At 31.8% G+C, this 918-nt stretch carries 2 protein-coding genes; both read right to left on the bottom strand.

Annotated elements, in window-relative coordinates:
• Positions 1-20 precede the first annotated feature (20 nt).
• Positions 21-563 (bottom strand): transposase, encoded by a 543-nt coding sequence (locus FWJ34_RS19395; RefSeq protein ID WP_308256965.1) that lies wholly within the window; start codon positions 561-563, stop codon positions 21-23.
• Entirely contained in the window at positions 563-877 is a 315-nt protein-coding gene (locus tag FWJ34_RS19400; RefSeq protein ID WP_308256966.1) for a transposase, read from the bottom strand. Before FWJ34_RS19400 ends, FWJ34_RS19395 begins: the two co-directional genes overlap by 1 nt.
• Between the last annotated feature and the right edge of the window lie 41 nt (positions 878-918).

Here is a 918-nt window from a genome sequence, read left to right on the forward strand (position 1 = left end):
TATAGAACCCATTTGGTATCTTAGGAAACTGCTAGTCTTTTCAACATTAGTCGGATAAAACATAATTTCATCTTTTGTGTGGAATTAAATAATGTTCTTTCAAAATTTTTGACCAAATTCTTACATCTTTCCATCCAAGCATTTGATCTTTCAATTACCCATCTTGCTTTTACTACTACAAAACCATTTTTCCCTTCGGCTTTTTTTTGCTCTGGAGTTATTTTTGGTGATTTTTCTATTCTGATTTTTTTCCCAATTTGTGGATAAACTTTCTTTAACTCCGACATGATGAAATCAGGATGATAACCAGAATCTACTAGAATTGTTATTTTATGAACATTCATCGGTTTGAGCCGAAAATAATCAATATTAATTGTTAACATTTCAATCAATCCTTTGTCATCAGAAATATTTCCTTTTGTACAATGAGCAAAAAAGGGAAAGCCCAGAGTATCCACCGCTAAATGTCTTTTTATACCGTTAGTGAGTTTATAGTGACAAAATCCTTTACTTTCAACACTAGCATTACAAGTATTTTTGACGACTTGAGAATCGATGATCATTAATTTAGTCCACCAAGGTTTTTTTTTACCTTTTCTCTAAGTTGCTGATGTAATTGAGACATGATTATGTCAATTACACCATCTTTTTTCCAGTGTTTGTAATGCCAATATACCGTGGAGTAAGGAGGTAAATCCCTAGGCAAATCACACCAATTACAACCATTTTTTAGTTGATAAAAAATACCATCTAAAATTTGTCTTTTAGACCACTTAAGGGGACGGGTTAGTTTTTTTTGTGGCAAAAGCGTCTTAATTAAATCCCATTCTTCATCTGTGAGACTACTAGAGTAAACCATGATAAAAGTTCTTCCCATTTTCTTCTATTATTGTAATAGATACCAAATGGGTTCTATAA

It is taken from the genome of Geminocystis sp. GBBB08, assembly GCF_016743215.1.
In the GTDB taxonomy this organism is placed as follows: Bacteria; Cyanobacteriota; Cyanobacteriia; order Cyanobacteriales; family Cyanobacteriaceae; genus Geminocystis.

Excerpts from the sequence above, each read along its gene's own strand:
- FWJ34_RS19395 (WP_308256965.1), bottom strand. The coding sequence starts at position 563 with ATGATCATCGATTCTCAAGTCGTCAAAAATACTTGTAATGCTAGTGTT.
- FWJ34_RS19400 (WP_308256966.1), bottom strand. The coding sequence starts at position 877 with ATGGGAAGAACTTTTATCATGGTTTACTCTAGTAGTCTCACAGATGAA.